The sequence below is a fragment of the Luteibacter sp. 9135 genome (assembly GCF_000745005.1).
Classification (GTDB): domain Bacteria; phylum Pseudomonadota; class Gammaproteobacteria; order Xanthomonadales; family Rhodanobacteraceae; genus Luteibacter.
The window spans coordinates 4,138,214-4,157,537 of the sequence record NZ_JQNB01000001.1 but is presented as its reverse complement, the minus strand read 5'-3'; the positions used below and the strand labels follow the sequence as shown (position 1 = coordinate 4,157,537).

Annotated in this window: 21 protein-coding genes and 1 tRNA gene; 11 read left to right on the top strand and 11 right to left on the bottom strand. The window is 66.6% G+C overall.

Annotated features, from left to right (window positions below):
- Nucleotides 1–33 precede the first annotated feature (33 nt).
- From phoR to FA89_RS17570, 3 genes are all read right to left on the bottom strand, one after another.
- Nucleotides 34–1,311, bottom strand: a complete 1,278-nt coding sequence (gene phoR / locus FA89_RS17580) for a phosphate regulon sensor histidine kinase PhoR (RefSeq protein WP_036142768.1) — start codon at nt 1,309–1,311, stop codon at nt 34–36.
- A gap of 60 nt (nt 1,312–1,371) precedes the next feature.
- Complete coding sequence (gene phoB, locus FA89_RS17575; protein WP_036142766.1) at nt 1,372–2,061, bottom strand: phosphate regulon transcriptional regulator PhoB; 690 nt, start codon at nt 2,059–2,061, stop codon at nt 1,372–1,374.
- Between the two features lie 68 nt (nt 2,062–2,129).
- The gene (locus FA89_RS17570) at nt 2,130–3,782 is read right to left on the bottom strand and encodes a M48 family metalloprotease (RefSeq protein ID WP_051938918.1); all 1,653 of its coding nucleotides are present in this window, start codon (nt 3,780–3,782) and stop codon (nt 2,130–2,132) included.
- Nucleotides 3,783–3,885: 103 nt separating this feature from the next.
- Here FA89_RS17570 and grxC point away from each other — a divergent pair, with 103 nt between their 5' ends.
- The 3 genes from grxC to FA89_RS17555 all read left to right on the top strand — a co-directional run bounded on the left by grxC (nt 3,886) and on the right by FA89_RS17555 (nt 5,696).
- Nucleotides 3,886–4,155: a glutaredoxin 3 gene (grxC, locus tag FA89_RS17565; protein ID WP_036142762.1), complete on the top strand. Its 270-nt coding sequence runs from the start codon at nt 3,886–3,888 to the stop codon at nt 4,153–4,155.
- Entirely contained in the window at nt 4,155–4,544 is a 390-nt protein-coding gene (locus FA89_RS17560; protein WP_036142760.1) for a carboxymuconolactone decarboxylase family protein, read from the top strand. The genes grxC and FA89_RS17560 overlap by 1 nt, the downstream gene beginning before the upstream one ends.
- A gap of 129 nt (nt 4,545–4,673) precedes the next feature.
- The gene (locus FA89_RS17555; protein ID WP_036142756.1) at nt 4,674–5,696 is read left to right on the top strand and encodes an isocitrate dehydrogenase; all 1,023 of its coding nucleotides are present in this window, start codon (nt 4,674–4,676) and stop codon (nt 5,694–5,696) included.
- A 453-nt stretch (nt 5,697–6,149) separates the two neighbouring features.
- On the opposite strand, the gene FA89_RS17550 is transcribed toward FA89_RS17555, so the two are convergent.
- The 6 genes from FA89_RS17550 to FA89_RS17525 form a co-directional block, all read right to left on the bottom strand.
- The gene (locus FA89_RS17550; RefSeq protein WP_036142754.1) at nt 6,150–6,422 is read right to left on the bottom strand and encodes a hypothetical protein; all 273 of its coding nucleotides are present in this window, start codon (nt 6,420–6,422) and stop codon (nt 6,150–6,152) included.
- Nucleotides 6,423–6,446: 24 nt separating this feature from the next.
- The gene (locus FA89_RS17545) at nt 6,447–7,397 is read right to left on the bottom strand and encodes an aspartyl/asparaginyl beta-hydroxylase domain-containing protein (RefSeq protein WP_036142751.1); all 951 of its coding nucleotides are present in this window, start codon (nt 7,395–7,397) and stop codon (nt 6,447–6,449) included.
- A 76-nt stretch (nt 7,398–7,473) separates the two neighbouring features.
- Nucleotides 7,474–8,259, bottom strand: a complete 786-nt coding sequence (thiD, locus tag FA89_RS17540) for a bifunctional hydroxymethylpyrimidine kinase/phosphomethylpyrimidine kinase (RefSeq protein ID WP_036142749.1) — start codon at nt 8,257–8,259, stop codon at nt 7,474–7,476.
- A 134-nt stretch (nt 8,260–8,393) separates the two neighbouring features.
- Nucleotides 8,394–9,782, bottom strand: a complete 1,389-nt coding sequence (locus FA89_RS17535) for a PhoH family protein (RefSeq protein ID WP_036142747.1) — start codon at nt 9,780–9,782, stop codon at nt 8,394–8,396.
- Between the two features lie 82 nt (nt 9,783–9,864).
- Nucleotides 9,865–10,326, bottom strand: a complete 462-nt coding sequence (locus tag FA89_RS17530) for a peroxiredoxin (protein ID WP_036142744.1) — start codon at nt 10,324–10,326, stop codon at nt 9,865–9,867.
- Between the two features lie 22 nt (nt 10,327–10,348).
- Nucleotides 10,349–10,951, bottom strand: coding sequence for a glycine cleavage system protein R (locus FA89_RS17525; protein ID WP_036142741.1), 603 nt, complete (start codon nt 10,949–10,951; stop codon nt 10,349–10,351).
- A gap of 137 nt (nt 10,952–11,088) precedes the next feature.
- On the opposite strand from FA89_RS17525, the gene dapA reads away from it, so the two are divergent.
- Nucleotides 11,089–11,982: a 4-hydroxy-tetrahydrodipicolinate synthase gene (dapA, locus tag FA89_RS17520; protein WP_036142738.1), complete on the top strand. Its 894-nt coding sequence runs from the start codon at nt 11,089–11,091 to the stop codon at nt 11,980–11,982.
- A 28-nt stretch (nt 11,983–12,010) separates the two neighbouring features.
- Nucleotides 12,011–12,595 carry a hypothetical protein gene (locus FA89_RS17515; protein ID WP_036142735.1) on the top strand — a complete coding sequence of 195 codons (585 nt, stop codon included), beginning with the start codon at nt 12,011–12,013 and terminating at the stop codon, nt 12,593–12,595.
- Between the two features lie 107 nt (nt 12,596–12,702).
- On the opposite strand, the gene fdxA is transcribed toward FA89_RS17515, so the two are convergent.
- Both fdxA and FA89_RS17505 read right to left on the bottom strand, forming a co-directional pair.
- On the bottom strand, nt 12,703–13,026 hold the full coding sequence (gene fdxA / locus FA89_RS17510) for a ferredoxin FdxA (protein ID WP_036144742.1): 324 nt from the start codon (nt 13,024–13,026) through the stop codon (nt 12,703–12,705).
- A gap of 31 nt (nt 13,027–13,057) precedes the next feature.
- Nucleotides 13,058–13,133, bottom strand: a tRNA-Glu gene (locus tag FA89_RS17505).
- 210 nt (nt 13,134–13,343) lie between these two features.
- Here FA89_RS17505 and pcnB point away from each other — a divergent pair.
- The 6 genes from pcnB (at nt 13,344) to pgi (ending at nt 19,182) form a co-directional block, all read left to right on the top strand.
- Nucleotides 13,344–14,678, top strand: a complete 1,335-nt coding sequence (gene pcnB, locus FA89_RS17500) for a polynucleotide adenylyltransferase PcnB (RefSeq protein ID WP_369927973.1) — start codon at nt 13,344–13,346, stop codon at nt 14,676–14,678.
- Complete coding sequence (gene folK, locus FA89_RS17495) at nt 14,675–15,172, top strand: 2-amino-4-hydroxy-6-hydroxymethyldihydropteridine diphosphokinase (RefSeq protein ID WP_036142730.1); 498 nt, start codon at nt 14,675–14,677, stop codon at nt 15,170–15,172. The genes pcnB and folK overlap by 4 nt, the downstream gene beginning before the upstream one ends.
- A gap of 55 nt (nt 15,173–15,227) precedes the next feature.
- The gene (gene panB / locus FA89_RS17490; RefSeq protein WP_036142728.1) at nt 15,228–16,055 is read left to right on the top strand and encodes a 3-methyl-2-oxobutanoate hydroxymethyltransferase; all 828 of its coding nucleotides are present in this window, start codon (nt 15,228–15,230) and stop codon (nt 16,053–16,055) included.
- A 9-nt stretch (nt 16,056–16,064) separates the two neighbouring features.
- A complete protein-coding gene (gene panC, locus FA89_RS17485; RefSeq protein ID WP_036142725.1) occupies nt 16,065–16,910 on the top strand; it encodes a pantoate--beta-alanine ligase in 846 nt (281 codons plus the stop codon).
- A gap of 138 nt (nt 16,911–17,048) precedes the next feature.
- On the top strand, nt 17,049–17,429 hold the full coding sequence (gene panD, locus FA89_RS17480) for an aspartate 1-decarboxylase (protein ID WP_036142722.1): 381 nt from the start codon (nt 17,049–17,051) through the stop codon (nt 17,427–17,429).
- A 118-nt stretch (nt 17,430–17,547) separates the two neighbouring features.
- On the top strand, nt 17,548–19,182 hold the full coding sequence (pgi, locus tag FA89_RS17475; RefSeq protein WP_036142719.1) for a glucose-6-phosphate isomerase: 1,635 nt from the start codon (nt 17,548–17,550) through the stop codon (nt 19,180–19,182).
- Nucleotides 19,183–19,324 lie beyond the last annotated feature (142 nt).

The window sequence follows — 19,324 nt, the reverse complement described above, 5'->3', positions numbered from 1 at the left end:
CGCAGCAACCCGCCGTCGCGTGCCGGCCACGAATCAGCCGTGCAGGCCGGCGGCTTCGTGTAGCCGGGCCGCATCGGCCAGGCGTTCGCTGCCGAAGACACAGGCGAAGGTGGAGCCCTTGCCGGGTTCGCTCTCGATCACCAGCCGTGCCTGGTGCAGGTTCAGCACGTGCTTGACGATGGACAGGCCCAGGCCGGTGCCGCCGGAGTCGCGCGAGCGGCTGGACGATACGCGATAGAACCGCTCGGTCAGCCGGGCGATATGCGAGGCGGGAATGCCGAAGCCGGAATCCTGCACCGAGAATCGCGCCCCTTCCTCAACCGCGGCCCAGCGGATGACGATCTTGCCGCCCGTGGGGGTGTAACGCACCGCGTTGCTGACCAGGTTGGAAAACGCGCTGTGCAGGTCCTTCGGCGAGCCCATCAGGTCGTGCCCCGTGGCCACGTCCAGCGACACGGTATGGCGACCCTGGCTCAGCGCCTCGGCCTCCTTGCGCAGGCTGGCCAGCAGGGGTGCCATCGCCACGGGCTCGTCGGCGACGTGTTCCTGGGTTTCCAGCCGCGACAGCGTGAGCAGGTCTTCCACGATCTGGCCCATCCGCTTGGACTGCGCGCGCATCTCGTCCAGGACCGGGGCAAGCTCAGGCACGTCTTCGGGGTCGAGCAGTTCCAGGTAGCCGTGGATCACCGTCAGCGGGGTGCGCAACTCATGCGACACGTTGGCCACGAAATCCCGCCGGATCTGTTCCAGCCGGGTGAGGTGGCTGGTGTCGCGTGCCAGCAACAGGCGCTGGCGGCTCCCGAAGGGCAGCAGCGTGGCGGTCACGTGACGGTTCGGATGCCCGGGGGCGGTTACGTCGTTGAGCGGTTCGCGCGCGCCGTCGGCCAGCCATTCGGACAGGTCGGTGTTGCGCATCAGGTCGGCCAGCACCCGGCCACGGTCACGCGCCTGTTTCAGCCCGAGCAGTTCCTCCGCCGCATGGTTGAACCAGCGCACGTGGTGCGAGTGGTCCAACAGGACCACCGCATCGGGCAGGGTTCCCGCGGCGCTGCGCAGGTCACGCAGGCGGGAGGCGATTCGGCGGGTGCGGGTCATGAGACGGTCATACTCGGGGGCGTGCGTGGCGGTCGAAGGCAACATTGGCCGTGTGTTGTGACGGAACAGAGACAACAGCACGACGATTTGCCCCAGCGCGACCACGGTCACACCGACCAGGGGCGCGTGCACCAGCCAGCCGGCCACGCCGCCCAGAACGAGTAGGGCCGCGCAACCGGCGGGAAGGCGCCAGGAATAAAGGAAACGGTGTGACATGACGGGTACGGCCGGTGGTCGTTCAGATGCTCGGACCATAGCGTGCCCGCCCGCGCAAACCTAGGTGCTGGCGGAGAAGCGATAGCCGGCGCCGCGCACCGTTTGCACCATGTCGTCGAGTTTCCACGGCTCCAGCGTCTTGCGCAGGCGCCGGATATGCACATCCACGGTGCGTTCCTCGACGTAGACGCTGCCACCCCAGACATGGTCCAGCAACTGGGCGCGGGAGTAGACCCGCTCCGGATGCGTCATGAAGAAGAACAGCAGCCGGTACTCGGTCGGGCCGATGGGCACGGCCTCCTCGCCGGCGAACACGCGGTGGGCGGGTCCGTCGATGCGCAGGCCGCCCAGCTCGACCACGCCTGAGCCGTCGTCGCCCTGGCTGCGGCGCAGGACCGCCTTGATGCGGGCGATGAGTTCACGGGTGGAGAAGGGCTTGATGACGTAGTCGTCCACCCCGGCTTCCAGGCCGTTGACCCGATCCATCTCCTCGCCGCGGGCGGTGAGCATGATGATCGGGATTTCCCGTGACAGTTCTTCCCGTCGCAGGCGCCGGGCCAGTTCCAGTCCGCTGGTGCCGGGCAGCATCCAGTCGAGCAGGATCAGGTCCGGAACCCGCTCGGAAATGGCCATCTGTGCGGCGCGGGCGTCCGCGGCGTGAGCCGCGTCCATACCCGCCTTGCGAAGTGCGAACGCGACCATGTCGCGGATCGAAGCTTCGTCTTCTACGATGAGAATGCGCTTATGCACGCGTGGGCCGCTCGGTGGCTGTGACCGTCATATTGCAGCCTTGCAGTGTTACACGGGAATGACAACGGTCACATTCCGTTTCTCAGCAAGGTACGAGACCCGGCCCACTGGCTACGGCCGTCGGGGTTGTCGTCTGTTGTAATGCGCCGTTTGCGCAGCTCCAGCAGCAGCGGGGTGAGGTCCGCGATGCGCGCCTGGACGCGCGATCGCTGGTAATAATCCAGGTCGTTGCGACCCAGCAGCCGTTTCAGCTGCTCCATGGCGTCGAACGGCCGGCCGGAGAGGTAGGCGCTGTCGGCATACGCTTCCGCGGCCCGGACGCCGTCGCCTGACAGCTCGCTGGCCCGTGCGAAGGTGCGGTAGATGTCCGGGTCCTCGCTGTCGTCCAGCATCGGCCGGAGCATGGCGGTGGCGATGCGGGCGTCCTCGACCCGTCCGGTGCCGGTGAGGGCACGGGCGTAACCCAGGGCCACCGCGCGGTTACGCGGCGAGTTGTCGTGCAGGGCCTTGTAGATCGCCATGGCGTCGCCGTGGCGGCCCGCGTTCTCGTAGGCGTCGGCCAGGCCCAGGCGCAGCACGACGCTGGATGGCGCTTTGGCCAGCAAGGGCTGCAACTCGGCGGCGGCCTGCGCGCCCTGGCCGATACGCAGCAGGCAGAGGGCGTAGCCGTAGCGGTTGGCCGCGGTGTCGAAATCCTTCCGCTTCAGGTTGGTCGCGTAATACGGCGCCAGCTGGCGTGCATCGCCCGAGAGCACGCGCACGCGCTCGCGCATCAGCGCGTAGGTGTCGTCGACGCCGTCCCGGGCCACCTTGCCCGAGGGCGAGATCAGCGTGGTCGGGTCTTTCACGAAGAGTACGGGCGCCGTGCTCTTTTCCCAGGTGGCCTTGTCCAGCGTCGGCTGGCGCGGCCGGTTGGCCTGGGCCTCCTCCAGGGTGCGGGCGCGCGCCTTGGCCTCGCTGATGCGCGCCAGGGTGACCGGATGGGTCTGCAAGAGTGCGGGCAGGGCTTCTTCGCCCTGGCCCACGCGCAGCGTGTCCTGCATGCGGCCGAAGAAGTCGCCCATGGCCTCGGGATCGTAGCCGGCACGGGATAGGGTCTGGATGCCCACCCGGTCGGCTTCCACCTCGTCCTTGCGGGTGAAGTTGATCTGCCGCTGCATCAGCAGGCCCTGGCCGCCCATCAGTACGGCCGGTGCCGCATCGCCCATGCCGCCGCCGGCACCCGCTGCGATGGCGCCCAGCAGCACCAGGGCCATCAGCGGCGCGTTCTTCTTGGAGTCCTCGAAGGCGCGGTAGAGGTGGTTCTGGGTGATGTGGCCGATCTCGTGGGCCATGACGCCGGCCAGTTCGCTCTCGTTCTGCGTGATGTTGATCAGGCCGGCATTGACGCCGATGTAGCCACCGGGCGCGGCGAAGGCGTTGATCTGGGGGTCGCGGACGATGAAGAACTGGAAGTGGTCCTTGGGCCGGTCGCTCGCCGCCACCAGGCGATAGCCCAGGTCGTTGATGTACTGGTCCAGCAGGGCATCGTCCAGCGTCAGGTCGAGTGCATGCATCTGGCGCAGCATCATCGCCCCGTATTCGTCGGCCTCCCGCGGGCTGATCAGCGCATTGGCCGAGCTGCCCAGGTCGGGCAGGCGGACGTTGTCCTGGGCACCGGCGGCGAACGTGGCGAGCGCGGCGGCGACGATCAGGGGCAGGCGAAGACGTGGGATACGCATAGGTGGGAGGACGATACCATCACCCGGTGGCGAACGATTGCCTTGTAAAATAGCCGCCGGATCGCCATTTTTCACCCTCATCCCGGCTTGGAGTTCCCCTCCCGTGTCCACCCCCGACATCACCATCTATTCCACCGCGGTGTGCCCCTACTGCGTGGCCGCCAAGAATCTCCTCAAGGCCAAGGGCCTGGTCTGGAACGAGGTGCGCATCGACACGGACCCGGCCCAGCGCGACCTCATGCTGGAGAAGAGCGGCGGCCGCCGCACGGTGCCGCAGATCTTCATCAACGGCACCCATGTGGGCGGGTTCGACGACCTGGCCGCGGCCGACCGCAGCGGCCGGCTGGCCGAGATCCTCGGGGCGGCGCACTGATGGCCGATAAGCGCGTCGAGGAATTCACCGCGTTCCGCCAGCGGATGAACGAGCGCATCCTTGGCGAGGACAACCAGGTGGTGCGCCGCTTTTTCGCCCTGGACACCCAGACCTACCGGGCAGGCGCGCTGGACGTCAAGACCAAGGAAATGCTTGGCCTGGTCGCCTCCATGGTGCTGCGCTGCGACGATTGCATCAGCTACCACGTGGCCCAGTGCAAGGAGGCGGGGGTGAACCGCGACGAGTTCTTCGAGGTGTTCAGCGTGGGCCTTGTGGTGGGCGGCTCGATCGTCATTCCCCACCTGCGTCGCGCCGTGGATTTCCTCGACTCGCTCGAGGGCGAACCGGCCACGGATGCGGCCGCCTGCGCGGACCATCCCGCCGCCTGATCGACCATGGCGCCCTGCCGGGGCGCCATCCTTGAAGGAAGAGGGCAGGATCGCCGATAATTGGACGATTTTTCTCCCCACGCGTGCGCTTCGGCACGCGTCATGCGACACACCTTCAGGAGTACTCCCATGAGCAAGACGATTGCCGTGATTCCCGGCGACGGCATCGGCCCCGAGATCATGGACGCGACCATCCGTGTCCTCGACGCCCTCGACTGTGGCCTGTCCTACGAGTATGTGGACGCCGGCGTGGTCGCGCTCGAAAAGCACGGCGACCTGCTGCCGCAGGCCACGATCGACACCATCGCCAAGCACAAGGTCGCCCTGAAGGGTCCGCTGACCACCCCGATCGGCGGCGGCTTCACCTCGATCAACGTGACCCTGCGTCGCAAGTTCGACCTGTACTCCAACGTGCGTCCGGCGATCAGCTTCCCGGGCACCAAGGCGCGCTTCGAAAACATCGACATCATCACCGTGCGCGAGAACACCGAAGGCGCGTACCTCGCCGAAGGCCAGACGCAGACGGGCGAAGGCGACAACGAAGTGGCCGTGTCGATGATCCGCAACACCCGTCCGGGCATGCAGCGCATCTGCCGCTATGCGTTCGAGATGGCTCGCCAGAAGGGCCGCAAGAAGGTCACGGCGGTGCACAAGGCCAACATCATGAAGACCTCGTCGGGCCTGTTCCTGACGGTGGCGCGTGAAGTGGCCAAGGATTACACGGACATCGAGTTCAACGAGATGATCGTGGACAACGCCTGCATGCAGCTGGTGATGAACCCGTACCAGTTCGACGTGATCGTCACCACCAACCTCTTCGGCGACATCCTGTCGGATCTGTGCGCCGGTCTGGTCGGTGGCCTGGGCCTCGCGCCGGGCGCGAACATCGGCAAGGACGCGGCCATCTTCGAGGCGGTTCACGGTTCGGCACCGGACATCGCGGGCCAGAAGAAGGCCAACCCGTGTGCGTTGCTGCTTGCCGCGGCGGACATGCTGGATCACCTGGACATGGTCGCGAAGGCCACGCGTCTGCGCAGTGCCATCCGCGATGTGATGGATGCCCGTGATCGCACGACGCCGGATGTCGGTGGTACGGGTACGACGGATACCTTTGGCGATGCGATCGTCGAGCGTATTCGCGCTACGGCGTAAGGTTCGTTCGTTGTTGAAAAACCTCGCGAGAATTCGCGAGGTTTTTTTTGGCTTTTTTTTCGGATGGGTAGGGCTCGCCTTCGGCGTCCCGTCGCGTTGAGCCTTGGGCTGTGGAGCAAGAGCCGGCGGGTGCCACCCTCGCGGCCACGCCTGCGGCGACCCGCTAGGGAAAGGCCGCTACCGCGGCCGTATATCTATTGCCCTTCGGGCCCGGGTCGGGCTTCGCACAGGGGTTCTCGACTCGACGTCCCTGTCTCGCGAGAACGGCCGGCCGTCCTGGCCGGCCCCCTTCGGGCCTTATCTGTGCGAATCCCTCGCCTGCGGCTACCGGCCACGAGGGTGGCACCCGCCGGCTCTTCCACCGACTGAGGTTGTGTGTGGGCGAGTGCAGGTCGCTGGGCGCTGGGCGGGTTGGTGCTTGCGGCTGCTCCAGCACCTTGCACGTACCTCGTGCTACATGTCCGTTTTACCGTGGCACGCATCTGCCTGCGCCGGATAGCGTTCGACGCACCATGCTTGCCACTTCCTTGTATTCCGTGCGCGCTGGCTAGGTAGCAGGTGGCCGTTCTGTGGGCCGAAGGCGCGGCCGGTGATGACCTTGAGGGCGAACTCCAGGCCGTCGTGGACGTACCACGGCTGGGCCTGGCGATCGCGCGAGCCGACACGGCGGACCCAGATGGATTGTTCGGGGAGGCGGCGGCCGTCGCCGATGTGGTGCGATGTCAAAGAGGGTCCGCCGTCAGCGACGGATCAGCCGCGATAGAACGGGTAGGGCGCCAGGAAGATCAGCCAGATTGCCAACACGATGCCGACGTACTTGACCAGCCGGAACAGCTTCGGGTTGGCTTTCTTGAAGCGGCGGGTGCGCTCGCGGCCGCGCTTGTTGAGGGCGAACATACGGTTGACGAAGCCGACCTGTTCGTTGCCGTCGTCGCTGTTGGGCGAGGCGGTGATGGAGCCCATGAATGCGCCGACGCGCTTGTTGATCGCCGTCATCACGCCGCTCTTCAGGGGGCGCTCGACATCGGCGAACAGGATGACGCGGGTCTGGTCGGTGCGGTTTTCCGCCCAGTGCACGTAGGTTTCGTCGAAGACGACATCCTTGCCGTCGCGCCAGGCGTGCATCTCGCCGTCGACGAAGATGCGGCACTCGTCGGAGTTGGGCGTGATCAGGCCGAGGTGATAGCGCAGCGAGCCGGCGAAGGGGTCGCGATGCGGGTTGAGCTTGCTGCCGGGTGGGAGCAGGGCGAACATCGCGGCCTTGACGCTGGGGATCGCGTTGAGCAGCTTCACCGTTTCGGGGCAAAGCGTTTCAGCGGAGGTCAGCGGCTCGCCGTACCACTTGAGGTAGAAGCGCTTCCAGCCTTGCTTGAAGAAGGAGTTGAACGAGGCGTCGTTGTGTTTCTCCGCGGAGCGGATGAAGCCCTCGTCGAACAGATGCATCGCTTCGGCGCGGATCGCCTGCCAGTTGGTCTGCAACAGATCGAGCTGCGGGAAGCCGCTGCGGTCCAGGATGGGGCGGGCCGGCACAGCGGAGAACGCGTACATCAGCAGGTTGTACGGGGCGAAGATGGCGGAGTGATCGACCAGCTGGCGATCGAAGCGCAGGCGCGAACGACCGCGCAGGTGCACCCGCAGCACGCACAGGGTGAACAGGATCAGGACATACAGGACGATGAAGCGGGGTCCGAGGAAATTCATGTGTGGCGACTCGACGTGGACGAGCGATACATGCGGCCGAGGCGGCCCGTATCAACGCGTCTAGGATACTCCCCCGTCAATGGCCGAGCACGTGGACCTCGCCGTTTGCGGGTTTCCAGGCGCGCCGGAACGCCCCGTTCGTCCATGCGATGGCCTCACGGACGGCGGTGCGCGGCGATTTGCCCCGGGCCAGTGCGGCCGTGACGGCGGCGGCCAGGGTACAGCCGCTGCCGTGGCCTTCGATCGGCAGGTGCGGGTGGCGCAGTTCGATGACGCCACGGGCGTCGTAGTAGCGATCGACCAGTTCCCGCCCTTTGCCGTGGCCACCCTTGAGCAGCACGCCACGGGCGCCCAGGGCGAGCAGGTCGGCACCGGCGGCGTCCAGGTCGCGCCCGAGCGGCCTGCCGAGCAGCACCTCGGCTTCGGGAAGGTTCGGCGTGAGCACGTCGGCCAGCGGGACAAGGCAGGTGACCAGTGCCTCCAGCGCGTCCTCGTCCAGCAGGTGCCGTCCGCTGGTAGCTCGCATCACCGGATCGACCACCAGCCACGCAGGTTGCCGGCGCTGCATTTGCGTCGCCACGAGTCGGGTGATCGCGGCGCTACCGAGCATGCCGGTCTTGACCGCGGCGATGGGGAAGTCGTCGAACAGTGCATCCAGCTGGCTGCGCACATGGGCCACGGGCACCGTGTGCACGGCGGTGACGCCGCGCGTGTTCTGCGAGGTGACGGCGGTGACCGCGGTGAGCCCGTGCGTGCCGCGCGCGTGGAAGGTTTTCAGGTCGGCCTGGAGGCCGGCGCCGCCGCCGGCATCGGAGCCGGCGATGGTGAGGGTGTTGGGGCGGACGGTGGGGCGGGGGGGCATGGGGCTGATGATAGCCGGGCTGGGGAACGTATCCGGAAGCGGTTTCCATAGGGAGGTGCCCGGCCCGGTCTTGGAGGGACCGGGGCCAGGTTGCTTCGCGAGCAGGCTCGCTCCTACATTTCCTTATGAGTTCCCTATAAAGCCTCGGAGGCGAAGTCGGCGAGTCTGGAGCGCTCGCCGCGTTTCAGGGTGATGTGCCCGGAATGGGCCCACATCTTGAAACGGTCCACGGCGTAGGTGAGGCCGGAGGTGGTTTCGGTGAGGTAGGGCGTGTCGATCTGCTCCACGTTGCCCAGGCAGACGATCTTGGTGCCGGGGCCGGCACGGGTGATCAGCGTCTTCATCTGCTTCGGCGTGAGGTTCTGCGCCTCGTCGATGATGAGGTAGCGGCTGAGGAAGGTACGGCCGCGCATGAAGTTGAGCGAGCGGATCTTCACGCGGGAGGCCAGCAGGTCGTTGGTGGCCTGGCGTCCCCACGAGCCGCCTTCCTCGGGATTGGCGAGCACTTCGAGGTTGTCGGTGAGCGCGCCCATCCACGGCGTCATCTTTTCTTCTTCCGTGCCGGGCAGGAAACCGATGTCCTCGCCGACCGATACCGTGGCGCGGGTCATGATGATCTCGCGGTAACGCTGCTGGTCCATCACCTGGGCCAGGCCGGCGGCAAGCGCAAGCAACGTCTTGCCCGTGCCGGCGGTGCCCAGCAGCGTGACGAAGTCGACGTCCGGGTCCATCAGCAGGTTGAGCGCGAAGTTCTGCTCGCGGTTGCGTGCCGCGATGCCCCACACGCCGTGCGCGGCGTGGGTGTGGTCGTCCAGTAGCACCAGCTTGGCCTTGCGATCCTCCTCGTCGCCGGTGATCTCGAGCACGCGCAGCTCGACATCGTTCTCGCCCGGCATGTAGAGGCATTCGTTGGCGTACCAGGGCTCGTCCTCGCGTACGCTCACCTCGTAGAACGTGCGGCCCCGCTCGTTCCACGAGCGCAGTTCCGGATGCCGGCTCCAGAAATCCTCGGGAAGTGCATCGGAGCCGGTGAACAGCAGGGCGAAATCGTCCAGCGCGCGGTCGTTCTCGTAGTCTTCCGCATCGATGCCGTAGATCGACGCCTTGATCCGGAGGTTGATGTCCTTGCTGACCAGGATGACCTGTCGGTCGGGGTACTGGTCGCGCAGGTCGATCACCGCCGCCAGGATCTGGTTGTCCGCCTTGCCGTTGCCGTGGCCGGCACGCTGCTGGAAGAACAGCCTGCCCACCGCGCCGCGTTTCAGCTTGACGCCCTGCGGGTTGGTCAACTCGATGCCGCCGCGGATGCCTTCGCCGCCACCGCGCTCGATCAGCTCGTTGATGAACCGGCTGACCTGCCGGCCGTTGCGCGAGACCTCGGAGCCGCCTTTCTTCTTTTCGTCCAGTTCCTCCAGCACCGTCATCGGTATGAAGACGTCGTGTTCCTCGAAGCGGAACAGCGAGGTCGGATCGTGCAACAGCACGTTGGTGTCGAGGGCGTAGATGCGCTTGCTTCCGGTCATACGGAAGTCACCTCATGTGGAGGTTGCGAAGACCGGCCGCACGGCGACGGCCGGGGGTGGGAGCCGCATGACGCGGAATCCGTCACGCGGTGGGAACACGCTCTAGCACGGCCTGCGCATGGCCGGGGACCTTCACCCCGCGCCACTCGGCGGCGACCTTGCCGTGGGGATCGATCAGGAAAGTGCTGCGCACCACGCCCAGGTAGCGCTTGCCGTAGAGCACTTTCTCGTGGATGACGTCGAACGCCTGGCACCAGGTTTCGTCGGGATCGGAGACGAGCGGGAAGGGCAGGGACTGCTTGGCGGCGAAGTTGGCGTGCGAGCGCACGGAATCGCGCGACACGCCGACGACCTCGGCGTTGCGCTCCTGGAACTGCGCGTAGAGGTCGCGGAAATCCTTCGCCTCGGTGGTGCAGCCCGGGGTGCTGTCCTTGGGATAGAAGAACACCACCACCCATTTTCCCTTCAGCGCGGCCAGTGACAGCGAGGAGCCGTCGCCGAGGGTACCTTCGAGTTTCGGAAGCTTCGTGGTCTTTCCGGTCATGCGCGGGGGGCGATCCTTGGGCTCAGAACTTCACGGGGTCCATGATGGCGTCGAGGTTGAGGCCATCGCACAACTCGAGGAAATCGTCGCGCAAGGCGGCGATGTGGGTTTCGGACGGAATGCCGATGGTGATCTGGGCCTGGAACATCTCCGCGCCCGTCTGCATGGCCTGGTAGCGCATGGACGACAGCTGCTCGACGCTGATGTCGCGCCGGGAGAAGAATTCGATGATCTTGACCAGGATGCCCGGACGATCGGCGGCGATCACCTCGACCAGGTAGGGAAGCAGGTGCGACGTGGGCTCGCGCGGCGTGGTGCGGTAGTGGACGATCTGCAGTTCTTCGTCGCGGGCCAGCTTGCCGAGCGAGGTTTCCAGCTTGGCCACGGCATCCCAGGCGCCCGATGCCAACAGCATGACCGAGGTGTCGTTGCCGATGGTGGAGACGCGGGCGTCGGCCAGGTTGCAGCCGGAATCCGCGATGCGCTTGGCCAGCGCGAGGATCGGCGCGCGGTGCGCCGGCGACAGCGTCGAGATGAGAAGCTGGTTGTCGGTAGTGGTGGTGCGTGCTGCGGAACGATTCAAAGGCTTGGGTACCCATGGCGCGTCCCGCGGGGGCGGGACCATCGCTTCGGCGCCAGCTTACTTGCCCCCGTCGCACGCTAGCAAGACACCCGCGCGGGATCGCCGCCCGATCGGCCGAATGGACTACCCGGAAACGCCCCGGTAACATGGGAACGGCTGATTACTCAACGGGTTCCACCTTGGATATCTCTGGAAGCATCACCGCGCTGGCCACCCCCTTCGCCGCGGACGGTTCCCTCGATCTGGATGCCTTCGGCCGCCTGCTGGACCAGCAGATCGCCGGTGGCACGCAGGGCGTGGTGGTGGCGGGCTCCACGGGTGAGGCGCATTTCCTCGAGCACGACGAGTTCGAGCGCCTGCTGGCGTTCGCCGTGAAGCACGTGGACCATCGCATCCCGGTCATCGCCGGCACGGGCGAGGCCGGCACCGCCCGCACCGTCGCCACCACGCGTCGGGCGAAAGCGCTGGGCGCGGACGCCGCGCTGGTCGTGGCGCCGTTCTACGTGCGTCCCACCCAGGAAGGCCTCCGTCGGCATTTCCTTGCGGTGGCCGACGAAGGCGGCCTTCCCGTCATCCTCTACAACGTGCCGTCCCGTACCGGCTGCGACATCGCGCCGGAGACCGTGGCGCAACTGCGCGACCACCCCGGCATCGTCGGCATCAAAGAAGCCGTGGGCGATACGCAGCGCATCAAGGCGCTGGCGGAACTTATCCGCGCGGATTTCGTCTACCTCAGCGGCGACGACGGTTCGGCCCACCAGGCCATGCTGGCGGGCGCCGCGGGAACGATCTCGGTCGTGGCCAACCTGGTGCCGGAGGCTTTCCGCGCGTTCTGCGACGCCGCCCGCTCGGGCGATGCCACCCGCACCGCACGCGAAGTCGCCCGCCTGGCGCCGCTCATCGACGCGCTGAACTGCGCGCCGAATCCCATCCCGGTCAAGGCGGGGCTGAGCGCGCTGGGGCTCGGTTCCGCGGCGCTCCGGTTGCCGCTGGTCGAGCTCGAATCCGGCCCGGATCGGGCAAAGCTGCGCGAAACACTCTCCGCTCTGGCACCATTGGCGTCTGCCGCCTGAAGCATCCCATTCAACGGAACCTTAGTTCATGAAGAAAACCTCGTACGCGCTGGTCGTCCCGGCACTGCTCCTGTCCGCCCTGCTCGTGTCCGGTTGCGGCGCGTTCCGCTCCACCAAGGAATGGCAGAAAGCCCAGCAGGAGGCCCCGCTCGAAATCCCGCCGGGCCTGGATACGCCGTCGACGAGCGCGGCGCTGGTCGTGCCGGACGTCGGCTCGGGTGCAGCCGATGCCAAGGCCGCGGCCATCAATGCCCCGGTATCGGACGGCTTCATCCTCACGGATGCACCGGACGCCGCCTACCGTCGCATCGGCGAGCTGCTGAGCGTGGGCGACCTGGGCAAGGTGGTCGGCCACGACGACGCCAACCACACCTACCAGATCGCCGCCACCACCAGCGCCCCGGAAAACCGCCCGGGCCTGTTCAAGCGGATGTTCGGCGGCGGCAAACAGGCCGACGGGCAGGATGCCCCGGCCTCGGCACAGGGCGGTGTCCACACCGTCGTGCTGGCGGTCACGCCAAGCGGTTCGGGCAGCGAAGTACGTGCACAGGGCGATGCCGGTGGCGTTCGCCGTGTGGTCGACTCGCTGAAGTCGCGGATGGGCAGCAAGTAACCGCACGTTGCGCGCCAACGAAAACGCCGCCCTCGAGGCGGCGTTTTTCATTCAGGAGTCGCGTCGTTCCACGAGCACAACGCATTGATCGTCCGCAACGGGGAGGCTCAGCGTTCGATCAGATCGATCTTGCCCGGCTTGCCTTCCCAGTCCTTGGCGTCGGGGAGGCCGTCCTTGCGCTCGGTGATCACCTTCCACTCTTTCGCGAGTTCGGCATTGAGCTTGACGAACGCCTCCTGGCCCGCGGGGACATCGTCCTCGGGATAGATGGCGTTGATCGGGCATTCCGGCTCGCAGAGGGTGCAGTCGATGCACTCGTCCGGATTGATGACCAGGAAGTTCGGGCCCTCGTGGAACGCATCCACCGGGCACACTTCGACGCAGTCCGTGTACTTGCACTTGATGCAGTTGTCGGTAACGACAAAGGTCATGCGGACGGGTTGAGCACCGAAAAAGGAAAAGTGGTGCTCCCTACGAGGTTCGAACTCGTGTTCCAGCCTTGAGAGGGCCGTGTCCTAGACCACTAGACGAAGGGAGCGGGTCGTACTCGGGGTACGAAGCGCGCTAGTATAGCCAAATTCCGGCTGTCGGCAACGATTTTCTAGCCCGCTCGTCGGACGGGGTCTAATTCGTTACATTTGACCCATTCATCCCGACACCGGTTGCCGGTGGGGGCAGCCACTTGCTCGGACGCGGACGCGTTCGCCAGGACCAAGACCGCTTGAATCCCGAAACCAGGAATGAGGTCGTGCCGAAGCTTCGCGTCATTCCGCGCGACCAGCACGCCATTTCCCGCAAGAACATCAGCAAGGCCGCCCTGCGCGTGCTTTACCGACTCCACGACGCGGGCTTCGCGGCGTTCCTGGTCGGCGGCGCCGTGCGCGACCTGCTGCTGGGCGGCCACCCCAAGGACTTCGACGTGGCCACCGACGCCACGCCCGACGAGGTCAAGGGGCTGTTTCGCAACTGCCGCCTGATCGGCCGACGCTTCCGCCTGGCCCATGTCGTGTTCGGCCCCGAGATCATCGAGGTAGCCACGTTCCGCGGTACGGGCGAGGAGGGCGGCGAGGGCGATCGTCATATCGTCGACGGCCGGATCGTTCGCGACAACATCTGGGGCACGATCGAGGAAGACGCCATCCGGCGCGATTTCCGGGTCAATGCGCTGTATTACGACATCGCCGATTTCAGCGTGCGCGATTTCGTCGGCGGCATGCAGGACCTGGACGATCGCAGCATGCGCCTGATCGGCGACCCCGAGTTGCGCTACCGGGAGGATCCGGTCCGCATGCTGCGGGCCGCCCGCCTGGCCGCCAAACTCGACTTCACCATCGACGCCGCCGCCGCCGCGCCATTCGCCACGCTGGGCAACCTGCTGACCGAAGCCGCGCCGGCGCGCCTGTTCGACGAATCGCTGAAGATGTTCCTGGGCGGCCACGGCCTGAAGAGCTTCAAGATGCTCGAGGGCTGCGGTCTGCTGAAGTTCCTGTTCCCGGCCACGGCGCGCGCGCTGGAGCGGGGCGACAACGCCTTGCGTTCGCTGGTCGAGCAGGGGCTGGCCAATACCGACGCCCGCATCGCCGAGGGAAAATCGGTTACCCCCGCCTTCCTTTATGCCGTGTTGTTGTGGGGCGAGGTGCGCGACCAGGCCCATGGCTGGATCGCGCAGGGCTACGACGCCAACGAAGCCTGGCAGCATGCCGCCGTGCGCGTGGTCGGCGAGCAATGCCAGCGCGTGGCCATCCCGCGTCGTTTTACGCTCACCATGGAAGAAATCTGGTCGTTGCAGCCGCGTTTCGAGCAGATCCATCGCAAGCGGGTGTTCCGCCTGATGTCGCATCCGCGCTTCCGTGCGGCCTTCGATTTCCTGCTCCTGCGTGCCTATGAATCCGAGGGCATGCGCGAACTCGGTGAGTGGTGGGCGCACGCCCAGCAACTTCCGCCGGAAATGCTCGCCGCGGCCCTGGGTGGCGGTGGCGTGCCGGCGCACGAACCCGCCGCGTCGTCGGGCGCACCGGCCCGCAAGCGTCGTCGGCGGCGCAAGCCCACCGGGCGCGGCAAGGGTGGCTCGGGCGACGCGTGAGCGCCACGGCCTTCATCGGCCTGGGCGGCAACCTCGGCGACGTCCGCACCCGGCTGCACGCCGCCATCGCTGCACTGGACGCGGCGCCTGGCCTGCGCGTCACCAGGCGTTCGCGGTTGTTCAGCACGCCGCCGTGGGGACAACTGGACCAGCCGCACTTCATCAACGCGGCGATCTCCGTCTCGACGACGCTCACGCCCCATGCCTTGCTGGACACGCTGCTTTCGGTCGAAGAGGCCTTCGGCCGCGTGCGCCAGGGCGAGCGATGGGGCCCGCGCACCCTGGATCTGGACCTGCTGGCGTTCGGTGATGCCACGATCGCCGACGATCGACTGACCGTGCCCCACCCACGCATGGCGGAGCGGGCCTTCGTCCTGCTGCCGCTGGCGGATATCGCATCCGAGTCCGTACTGCCCGGGCTGGGCCGCGTGTCCGATTTGCTCGAGGCCGTCGATGCCTCGGGGTGTCGCGCCCTTCCACGGGCGGTTCCTTGACTTCGCACCGCCTGGGCGGACAATCCCACCTTTCCCGCGGCAAGACGAGAACAGCGTGTACGTCGAAAAAACGAGTGCGCCGGCACGCAAGCCGGTGACCGTGCCGGGCCTGAAGGCGATGAAAGCCGAAGGTCGGAAGATCGTGATGCTCACGGCCTACGATGCCAGCTTCGCCGCGCAGCTTGAAAGCGCCGGGGTGGATGTGGCCCTCGTGGGCGATTCGCTGGGCATGGTGGTGCAGGGGCGCTCCAGCACGCTGCCGGTGACCGTCGACGAGATGGTTTACCACACGGCCGCCGCTGCCCGCGGACTGGCTGCGACGCTGCTGGTCGCCGACCTTCCCTTCATGAGCGATCGCGACATCGACACCGCGATGGATGCCGCCGCGCGGCTGGTCGGGCAGGGCGGTGCGGCCATGGTCAAGATCGAAGGGGCCGGTAGGGTCTGTGCCATCATCTCGGCACTGGCGGAACGCGATATCCCCGTGTGCAGCCATCTCGGCCTCACGCCCCAGTCGGTCAACCGCTTCGGTGGCTACAAGGTGCAGGGCAAGACCCGGGAAGCCGCCGACAAGCTGCTGGCCGACGCGCAGGCGGTGGAAGCCGCCGGTGCCGACCTGCTGGTGCTGGAATGCGTACCGTCGGCGCTGGCGAAGCGGATCACCGAGGCGCTGACTATTCCGGTTATCGGCATCGGTGCGGGGGTGGATTGCGACGGCCAGGTGCTGGTGGTGTACGACCTGCTCGGCCTCACGCCAGGCAAACGGCCCAAGTTTTCCAAGGATTTTCTTGCCGGACGCGATTCCATCCAGGGAGCCATCGCCGCCTACGTCGCCGACGTGCGCGAAGGGCGCTTTCCCGGCGCCGAACACAGCTTTACCTGAGGACACCCGATGCAGACCGTTACCGATGCCGCCGCGCTCCGCGCCACCGTACGCGGCTGGCGCTCCGCCGGCCAGAACGTCGGCTTCGTGCCCACCATGGGCAATCTCCACGCGGGCCATCACTCGCTGCTGAAGCTGGCGCGCGCCCGTGCCGACCGCGTCGTCGCCAGCGTGTTCGTCAACCCGACCCAGTTCGGACCGGGCGAGGATTTCGAGCGCTATCCGCGCACGCTCGCCCAGGACCAGGCCGGCCTGGCCGAGGCGGGCTGCGATGTGCTGTTCGCGCCGGATGTATCGACGCTCTATCCGTTCGGTGCGGGCGCCAGCGTGAGCATCCATGTGCCGGTCATCACCGATACGCTGGAAGGTGCGCATCGCCCAGGGCATTTCGACGGCGTGGCGACGGTGGTGGCCAAGCTGTTCAGCCTGGTCCAGCCCGACCTGGCGGTGTTCGGCCAGAAGGATTTCCAGCAGCTGAAGGTGATCGAGCGCATGGTCGCCGACCTCTCGTTGTCGGTGAAGGTCATGGCCGCACCCACGCTGCGCGACGACGATGGCCTGGCCTTGAGTTCGCGCAACCAGTACCTGTCGCCGCAGGAGCGGGCACGGGCGCCGCAGATCCACGCCACCCTGGTCCAGATGAAGGACCTGTTCGCCCAGGGGCACAGCTGGCAGGCGCTGGAGCAGGCCGCCAGTGCGCGTCTGGAACGGGCCGGCTTCGTGCCCGACTACGTGGCCATCCGGCGCGCCGACGACCTGGCCGAGCCGGCGCCGGAGCAACGCGAGGGCCTGGTCGCCCTGGTCGCCGCCCGCCTGGGCGGCACGCGCCTGATCGATAACCTCGCCCTCGACTGATTCCTTTCACAAACGGGGACTTGCGTTTCCGCGCGCGGTCCCCCATAAAGCGCTCCGACAGAGGAAGCCCACGCGACGGATGGGTCACCCTCCGTTAGAATGGGCGTTTTGCAGCCACCCATCCCCCCAGAGACCGCCATGCAGCTCAACATGCTCAAGTGCAAGATCCACCGCGCCACGGTGACTCACGCCGAGCTGAACTACGAAGGTTCGATCGCCATCGACGGCAACCTGCTCGACGCCGCGGGTATCCGCGAGTACGAGCAGATCCATGCCTGGAACATCAGCAACGGCGAGCGCTTCGTCACCTACGCGCTGCGCGCGGACGAGGGCTCGGGCATCCTGTCGGTCAACGGTAGCGCCGCGCGTCGCGTCTCCGTGGGCGACCTGGTGATCGTCGCCGCGTTCGCCAGCCTGTCCGAGGCCGAAATGGCCAAGTACAAGCCCGACCTGGTCTACGTCGATGCGCACAACCGCATCACGCACACCAACCACTCGATCCCCAAGCAGGCCGCGTGAAGCCTGGGCGTCGTCGCACGATCCTGCGGCGGCGCCTGTAGCACATCCACACAATCCGCCCACGCTGCACTGCGGTAAGATCGGGGTTCCCCCTTTCCGTTGCAGCCAAGTGGAAGCCATGGACTCAAAGCAATCCCGCCTGCCCTCGTTCGAGGAGCACGCCTCCCGCCTCGCCAAGACTACGCTACGCGAACTCGTCCAGGACGATGCCCGCGGTGAGCGCCTGCGTCGGCGCATGGGCCCCATTCTCCTCGACGCCTCCCGCCAGAAGCTCGACGTGGCGGCGCTCGACGCCGTCGGCGAGTACATCGAAAGCACCGGCTGGAAAGCCGCGCGCGACGCGATGTTCGAAGGCAAGCACATCAACACGTCCGAAGACCGCGCGGTGCTGCATACGGCCCTGCGTGGCGGTGCCTCGCGTCACCCCGCGGCACCGGCCGATGTCCGCAAGGAGGTCGCCGACGCACTGGACAAGATGGAGAAGCTGGTCAACGCCGTGCACAAGGGCGAAGGCGAGTCGGTCGGCCTGATCCACGGCGTCACCGACGTGGTCAACATCGGTATCGGTGGTTCGGATCTCGGTCCGCGCCTGGCCGTGCACGCCCTCGAGCAGTTCCATGTCGACGGTATCCGCAGCCACTTCCTCACCAACGTCGACGGGCAGGCCGCCTACGACCTGATGAAGAAGCTCGATCCTGCCCACACGCTGGTGATCCTGGTTTCCAAGAGCTTCAACACGCAGGAGACCCTGCTGAACGGCGGCGTGTTCCGCCAGTGGATACTCAAGGCCAACGGCGGCGACGAGGCGAAGACGTCGAAGCACTTCGTCGCCGTGAGTTCCAACGACGAGGCCGTGCACAAGTGGGGCGCCTCGCAGGTGCTGCCGATGTGGGATTACGTGGGCGGCCGCTACTCGTTGTGGTCGGCGGTGGGCGCGTCGATCGCGTTCGCCATCGGCATGAACGGTTTCCGTGACCTCCTGGCCGGTGCCGCGGAAGCGGACGATCACTTCCGCACGGCGGAATGGAAGGACAACCTTCCGGTCCTGCTGGCCATCGCCGAGGTATGGAATCGTAACGTCCTCGGTACCACCAGTCGCGCCGTGATCCCTTACGTGGACTCGCTCGCCGACCTTCCGTCCTACCTCCAGCAGCTGGAGATGGAAAGCCTCGGCAAGCACGTGCATCCGTCCGACGGCAGCGAAGTGGCGGGCAAGACCGTCCCGGTCGTTTGGGGCAGCATCGGCACGAATGCGCAGCATGCCTATTTCCAGGCATTGCACCAGGGCACGGATGTGGTCCCGCTGGAATTCATCGGACTGGTCAAGCCGGCGCATCCGCTGCGCGAAAACCAGGACGTGCTGACCGCCAACCTGCTGGCGCAGGCCGCCGCGTTGTCCCTGGGCAAGACGTTCGAAGAAGCCCTGGCCGAAGCGAACACCGGCACCGAGGACGAGCGTCGCGCCCTTGCGGCACAGCGCACCTTCAAGGGCGATCGCCCCAGCACCGTGTTCATGCTCGACTCGCTCACGCCGCACTCGCTGGGTGCTCTGATCGCGCTGTACGAGCACAAGGTTTTCCTGCTCGGTCACCTGTGGGGGATCAACGCATTCGACCAGTGGGGCGTCGAGCTGGGCAAGGTCATCGCCAAGCAGATCTATCCCTCGCTGAGCAACGATAAGGATGCCGGCGACCTGTCCCAGTTCGACGCTGCAACGCGCGCTCTGATCGAGGCGATTCGTAGTCGTCGCTAGGCGCAGGGCCGCCGCGGCGTCACGCGGCAAGGTGCGAATGAAAAGGCCTGGCATTGCCAGGCCTTTTTCGTTGCCGGAAAACGACAGGTCGCACCTACGTCCACTGGCTGATTGTTCGACGCCGAGGTAAACGAGATAGTCC